This window comes from Streptomyces sp. BE303 (assembly GCF_036290945.1).
In the GTDB taxonomy this organism is placed as follows: domain Bacteria; phylum Actinomycetota; class Actinomycetes; order Streptomycetales; family Streptomycetaceae; genus Kitasatospora.
The window spans coordinates 62,950-69,166 of record NZ_JAQYWZ010000899.1; the positions used below are offsets into that span (position 1 = coordinate 62,950).

Here is a 6,217-nt window from a genome sequence, read left to right on the forward strand (position 1 = left end):
CAGGCGTCGGCTTGCAAGGAGGTAGGGGGACACCTCGTGGGCTCACGGATCGGCAGGGTGCCTACGCTGGCGCCATGCCGCTGATCATCCTCTGGGACATCGACCACACGCTCATCGAGAACGCGGGGGTCAGCAAGGAGATCTACGCGGCCGCCTTCGCCGCCCTGGCGGGGTATCCACCGAACCATGCGGCCCGGACCGAAGGCCGAACCGACCGCCTGATCATGCGTGAGATGTTCCGCCGCAACGATCGGCCGGAGCCCGACTGGCCGACAGTCCAGACGGCCCTCGAAGTGGCGGGGATCGAGCGGTTCGACGACCTCCGCCGACGCGGCACGGCTCTCCCGGGCGTCCGGGCAGCACTCGAAGCGGCAGCCGACCGGCCCGGCTGGGTCTCTTCGGTACTGACCGGCAACATTGCGGCCAACGCGCGGGTGAAGCTCGCGGCCTTCGGCCTCGACGACCTGCTGGATCTGGCCGTCGGAGCCTACGGGGCCGATGCCGTTCAGCGCCGTGAGCTGGTGGCCGTCGCGCGAGAACGTGCTCGCCGACACCGCGGCCTGCCTGTTGACGTACCAGTGGTCCTGGTGGGGGACACTCCTCGTGATGTCGAGGCGGCGCTCACCTCCGAGGCCGGGGTCATCGCCGTGGCCACGGGTGTCGACAGCCAAGCCGACCTGATTGCGGCGGGCGCGAGCACCGTGCTGCCGGACCTCTCCGACACCCCGGCTCTTCTGAAACTCCTGCGGTCATTCGCGTCCGACTGAGAACGTCCCAAGACGTCCCCGAGCCGTCCCGGTACGCGGTGCCGCCATCCCGGAACCCTTCGCCACCATCAGGTCACCAGCCGAGCGACCGGCCGAGGGAGACTCGTATGATCGGCGAAGTGACCGGGATCCAGCGGATCCGAATGCTCTACCTGCAGTTGTTGTACCGCTGCAACTTCGAGTGCCTGCACTGCTTCCACGGCGAGCGGCTCAAACACGCGGACGCGTTCTCGTCAGAGGAGGCCATCGAGCTCCTCACCCTCATGCGTGACCGGTACGGCACCGAGGCCGTCACCCTGCTCGGTGGCGAGCCGTTCATCTACAAGGCCCTGCCGCAGGTCGTCCGCCATGCCAAACAGGAACTCGGTCTGCAGGTCCAGATTTGCACCAACGGCTACCGCATCGAGCGCCGGCTCGCGGAGATCGCCCCCTACCTCGACCTGCTGAGGGTGTCGTTGGAGGGCATCGGCGCGACCAACGACCACGTCCGCAGGTTCGGCAGCTACCAGGGCGCGCTGAGCGCGCTCGACCTGGCGCGGGAGCTCGGTGTCGCCACCGGGGCCACCATGACGGTGACCGCCCGCAACATCGACGAGGTGGTCCCGCTGGCTCGTACCCTCCAGGACTTCGGGGCCCGACAACTGAAGCTCCACTGCATGCGCCCGGTCGGCAACGCGGCCGACCACCCCGAGCTGCTCGTGACCGAGCCCGCCGCGTACGCCCGCCTGCGCGAACGGCTGAAGGGCGCGAAGCTCTCGATCGAGGTGATCGTTGACGAGGACCTGTCCGAGGACGGTGCCCCGGACATCTGCGCTCACATCGACGGACCGCGAGAGATCGAGCGGATCGAGGCCGACCCGCGCGGTGCGCTCACCATGTCCTGCAAGGCCGTCGGCAAGGACTCGCATGCTTTCTGGTACGACAAGCTCGCCGGTCACATCGTCCACCGGCCCTCCGCGACCGACGAACTCACCCTCGCCGTTCCGGACGTGGTGTACGCCCGTGTCTGACCGTCCGCTGTTCGAGAGCCTCGAAGGGCTGCGCGGCACCGGCAAATCGACCGTCGCACCGATGCTCGCCGCAGCCCGCGAAGCCGTTCTCGTCCCCACCGTGCCGGTCTTCTACCAGCCACTGCGGCGCGAGATCGACATGCGGGACAACATCGAAGCCCGGATGAGCTTCTACCTCTCCGCACTCTTCACCGCCGTCGACGAGATACGGCACCACCTCGCCGCCGACGTCCCGGTCGTCGTGGAGAGCTACTTCGCCCGGTGCCTGGCCAACCATCGAGCCCTGGGCGCGAATCTCGGCGTCATACTGCCACCGGATCTCCCCCAACCTGTCACCTACCAGCTGTTCTGCACGGAGGACGAGCGCCAACGCCGCCTCGCCGGGCGGCACAAGCCGATCTCCCGGTGGGACGCCCTCGGTGAGGACGTGGTCGAGCGGATCACCACCGCCTACGCGCAGTTCCCGATGCGCCGGGTGGACACCACGGGCCTCGAACCGGAGCAGGTAGTCCAGTCCATCCTCGCCATCGACGCGGAAGGATCCCACTGCCGTGCAGACACGGAGCCTTTGGGAGCACACCCTCACCTTCTTCCCCCAGTTCCTCGCCGCGCTGAAGGAGCACGCGCCCCGTGACGCCACCGTCGCGGTCATCGGCGCGAGCGACGGCAAGTTCGTCCTTCCACTGGCAGCCGCCGGCTACCGCGTCATCGCGGTCGAACGCGACCCGCTCGCCCTTCACGGCGGAGAAGTGCACCTGCCCGGCACCGCACACGCCCACGCGACGGGGCTGATCGACCGTCTCAGGCTCGAAGACCTGTATGACCGGGTCCAGGTCGTGGAGCAGGACTTCCTCGGCTCCGAGCCGCTCGACAGGCTCTGCGACGCGGTTTGGACCAGCTGCTCCTGGCACTACAGCGTCAACCACCGCCGCCCGCTCGCCGAGTTCGTCGCCCGCATGCAGCTCCTGGTGCGCGCCGATGGTCTGTTCGGCGCGGAGTTCATGATGCCGGTGGAGGCGCGCCACCATCTGGTCGACCACTACACATCGCCCGAGAAGCTCAGCCGCCACTTCACCGGCGCCTGGAACGTTCTGCTGACGCTGCGGACTGCGGAGTTCACCGAGCGGGCCCACCTCGGCCGGCTCCAGGACCATACCCACCGGATGGGACTGCTCCTCGCAGCCCGCACGTCGGACCACCCTCACCCGCACGGGAAGAAGAACGCATGAAGCACGAGTACGAGGCCAAGTTCCTCGCTGTCGACGTGGCCGACCTCCAGGCGCGACTGACAGTTCTGGGAGCCGTCCAGGCTTTCCCCCGCACCCTGCTCACCAGGAAGATCTTCGAGAGCGATGCCCTCGACGGCGGTGCTTGGGTCCGTCTGCGCGACGAGGCTACCCGATCCACGTTGACGCTCAAGCAGGTCACCGACGCCACCACGATCGACGGCACCACCGAGATCGAGACCGAGGTGGCCGATCTGCAGTCCATGGCCGAGATCCTCCGCAGCCTCGGTCTGCGGGAGGTCCGTTACCAGGAGAACTATCGAGAGGAGTGGCGTCTGGGTGAGGTCGCCTTCGACTTCGACACCTGGCCCGACCTCGCCACCTTCGTGGAGATCGAGGGCCCCGACGAGGCATCCGTCCGCCAGGCTGCGTCGCTGCTCGAACTCGATTATGCCGAGGCCCGGTTCGGCAGCGTCGACGAGATCTACAAGAGCGAGGCCGGCCGCGACATCCTCGCCGAACCCGCCCTCCTGTTCGACAACGGCCATCAGCGGGAGGGATCCGGTAGCCACGGAACTCCCGCGACCTGAACGGGGGGCGAGCTGCCCCTCGTCGATCGGCCGTTCCGGCTCGTGTCCACCCGGCCACCGCACCGCCCCCGCCCCCGCCATCGAGCGGAGGCGGGGGCGGGGGCCGTCCGGGGTGGGTCAGTGGAGCCAGGGGCGGGTGCGGACGGCGGGGAGGGCGGTCCAGCGGTGGCCGAGGCCCCAGGTGGTGCCGGTGCCGGTGACGGCGAGGACGGCGAGGAGCAGGGCGTAGACGAGGTGGTAGTCGATCAGCGGGTTGCTGGAGCCGCTGGCGGTGCCGTCGGCGAGGTGGCGGGCGGGCGGCCACTCGGCGGCCCACATCAGGGCGAGGAGGGCGGTGCCGCCCACGGCGGCGATCCGGAGCCCGATCCCGCCGAGGAGGGCGAGGCCGAGGCCGAGCAGGCTCGCCATGAACAGCCAGTCGACCCAGGTCTGACCGGCCATGGCGTGGAAGGTTCCGCGCAGCGGGCCGGCGGCGACGTGGCCGAGGAAGCCCTCGGTCGGGGAGGCGCCGTCGAGCCAGGCACGCCCCGCGGCGGTGGCGTAGCCGAGGCCGAAGGTCTTGTCGAGGAAGGCCCAGACGAAGACGGCGCCGAGGGCGATGCGGGCGGTGGCGAGGGTGGCGGCGGTCGCGAACGGGGCCCGGGTGGTGGCACCGTCCTCCGGGCGGCCGGTGCGGCGGGGCGTCAGGGGTGTGGGGGCAGGGGTGTGCTGGGTGGCCATGACGGCTCTCCTCGGTGGGGTGGCGCGCCGAGCGGCTGCGCCGAAGTGCCCTGGTGGGGTGACGTGGTGGGGCGGTGGTCCGTGCGTGCCGCCGCCGGGTGCGGGGCGGGCGGCGGGTGCCAAGGGGCGCGGTGCGGTGGCGCTGCGGTGCGTCGGTGCAGGGTGGCGCACGCGGCGGCCGGGTCACGGCCGGTGGGCCGGGCGGTGCTGTGGAGCTCCGGCCCGGGCGTCTGCCGACAGCTTGCACCGGGGGTGCCGGGCGGGTCTGCGGGCCGTTGGTCCCTGATGTCGGGACAAGGGTCCCGAGGGCGACCGGCGCCACAGCGTGGGCGGGTCAGCGAGGTGGAGGGTCGGGCCCGACCGGGAGCGGTGCCGGGCCGCCGTGCAGGATCGCCCAACGCCCCTCTGGGCAGGTGGCGTTGGCCGTAGGCGCCGAGGCGGGCGCCGTCGCCGGGGGCGCGGGCGGGCAGCCGGATCCGACCGGTGCGGCGGAGCCGGGCCTGCGGACGGCTGAAGGTTGTCCCGTCACTGGTCTTCGACAGCACGAGAGTGGCCGGCCGGGTTCCCTCTGGAGGGACGGTGACCTCGGTTCACCCCTGCGACCGCACGAGCGCGACAGCGGGCAGCAGCCCTCCTCCTGACCACCTGCGGACCCCCTGACCTGCGGAGATGAGCAGAACCCCTGTTACTGTGCGCCAATGTCAACGATCAAACAGTTCCAAGTGGCCTTCGACTGCGCGGAGCCTGTGCGCCTCGCCGCCTTCTGGTGCGAGGTGCTGGGGTACGTCCTGCCGGCGGTCCCGGAGGGCTTCGCCACGTGGGAGGAGTGCTACCGCTCGCTGCCGCCCGAGGACGCGATCTACTTCGCGTGCACTGATCCCGCGGGTGTGGCTCCGCGCCTGCTCTTCCAGCGAGTTCCCGAAGGCAAGGTCGTCAAGAACCGGGTGCATCTCGATGTGCGGGCCGGCGTCGGGCTCGTGGGTGACGAGCGCCTGGCCACACTCGAGGCCGAGTGCGCGCGGCTGATGGTGCTCGGCGCGAAGCACGTGCTGACGCAGCGCGCCGATGGCGTCAACGAGTCGTGCATCACGATGCAGGACATCGAGGGCAACGAGTTCTGCCTCGCCTGATTTCTCCTCCTAGACTGCGAGGTGGGGAGCCCTCTCCCGGGAACTCAGGCCCCGCATGCGGCGGGAGTCATCCCGTGAGAGCGAGGTTGTGCGGGCGGGCAACGCCGTGCATCGCGTGGCGCACACCGTCGCCTCTCGGGCGGCGGTCGCGCAGGATCTTCCAGGTCTTCATCCGGGCGAAGGCGTGCTCGACGCGGGTGCGAACCCGTTGGTGGTCGCGGTCGTGTTCGGCCTGCGAGTCCGTCGGTTCGCCTCCTCTGGGACGGCGGTGCGGGATGACGAGGCCGGTTCCGGGGCAGCCGCCGTCGGCGGTCGTGGTTGTTCGGCCGACGGCGGCTCTGGCCCCGGATTCCTCCCCTGCCCTGCAGTCGTTGCGGTTGCCGGGCAGGGGTCGGCCCACCGCCACGACCAGGCGGGTGGTCCGGGGCGGTCCGGGGAGTGGGTGCGCCGCCGAACGCCGCCGAACGACGCCGCCCGCAGGAGCCGGTGAAGGGTCCCGGCGGCGGACGGAGCGTCCCGGGCCCCCGTCCGCCGCCGAACCGCGACGAGGCGACTGTCCGTCAACTCCAGCTGGAGTGGAGCGGCTTGCCCTCGGCGTAGCCGGCGGCGCTCTGGATGCCGACGACGGCCTTCTCGTGGAACTCCTCCAGGGAGGCCGCGCCCGCGTAGGTGCAGGAGCTGCGCACGCCGGCCACGATCGAGTCGATGAGGTCCTCGACGCCCGGGCGGGCCGGGTCCAGGAACATCCGGGAGTGCGAGATGCCCTCCTCGAAC

At 70.6% G+C, this 6,217-nt stretch carries 8 protein-coding genes and 1 pseudogene; 6 read left to right on the plus strand and 3 right to left on the minus strand.

Annotated features, from left to right (window positions below; genetic code table 11):
• Positions 1-74: 74 nt before the first annotated feature.
• The 5 genes from PUR56_RS35260 to PUR56_RS35280 all read left to right on the plus strand — a co-directional run bounded on the left by PUR56_RS35260 (position 75) and on the right by PUR56_RS35280 (position 3,593).
• Complete coding sequence (locus PUR56_RS35260) at positions 75-767, plus strand: HAD family hydrolase (protein ID WP_329878196.1); 693 nt, start codon at positions 75-77, stop codon at positions 765-767.
• A gap of 107 nt (positions 768-874) precedes the next feature.
• Entirely contained in the window at positions 875-1,777 is a 903-nt protein-coding gene (locus tag PUR56_RS35265; protein ID WP_329878198.1) for a radical SAM protein, read from the plus strand.
• The gene (locus PUR56_RS35270; protein WP_329878200.1) at positions 1,770-2,411 is read left to right on the plus strand and encodes a hypothetical protein; all 642 of its coding nucleotides are present in this window, start codon (positions 1,770-1,772) and stop codon (positions 2,409-2,411) included. Before PUR56_RS35265 ends, PUR56_RS35270 begins: the two co-directional genes overlap by 8 nt.
• Positions 2,329-3,006 (plus strand): SAM-dependent methyltransferase, encoded by a 678-nt coding sequence (locus PUR56_RS35275; RefSeq protein WP_329951959.1) that lies wholly within the window; start codon positions 2,329-2,331, stop codon positions 3,004-3,006. The genes PUR56_RS35270 and PUR56_RS35275 overlap by 83 nt, the downstream gene beginning before the upstream one ends.
• On the plus strand, positions 3,003-3,593 hold the full coding sequence (locus tag PUR56_RS35280; RefSeq protein WP_329951960.1) for a class IV adenylate cyclase: 591 nt from the start codon (positions 3,003-3,005) through the stop codon (positions 3,591-3,593). The genes PUR56_RS35275 and PUR56_RS35280 overlap by 4 nt, the downstream gene beginning before the upstream one ends.
• A gap of 117 nt (positions 3,594-3,710) precedes the next feature.
• Here PUR56_RS35280 and PUR56_RS35285 read toward each other — a convergent pair whose 3' ends face one another.
• Positions 3,711-4,313, minus strand: coding sequence for a hypothetical protein (locus tag PUR56_RS35285; RefSeq protein ID WP_329951961.1), 603 nt, complete (start codon positions 4,311-4,313; stop codon positions 3,711-3,713).
• Positions 4,314-5,011: 698 nt separating this feature from the next.
• On the opposite strand from PUR56_RS35285, the gene PUR56_RS35290 reads away from it, so the two are divergent.
• Positions 5,012-5,443, plus strand: a complete 432-nt coding sequence (locus PUR56_RS35290; RefSeq protein WP_329951962.1) for a VOC family protein — start codon at positions 5,012-5,014, stop codon at positions 5,441-5,443.
• A 67-nt stretch (positions 5,444-5,510) separates the two neighbouring features.
• On the opposite strand, the pseudogene PUR56_RS35295 reads toward PUR56_RS35290, so the two are convergent.
• Together PUR56_RS35295 and PUR56_RS35300 are read right to left on the minus strand one after the other, a co-directional pair.
• Positions 5,511-5,861 (minus strand): annotated as a pseudogene (locus tag PUR56_RS35295) (transposase family protein); the annotation flags it as partial.
• Between the two features lie 142 nt (positions 5,862-6,003).
• Positions 6,004-6,217, minus strand: a 214-nt coding sequence (locus PUR56_RS35300; RefSeq protein ID WP_329951963.1) for an IMP dehydrogenase, incomplete at its 5' end; no start/stop codon positions are given.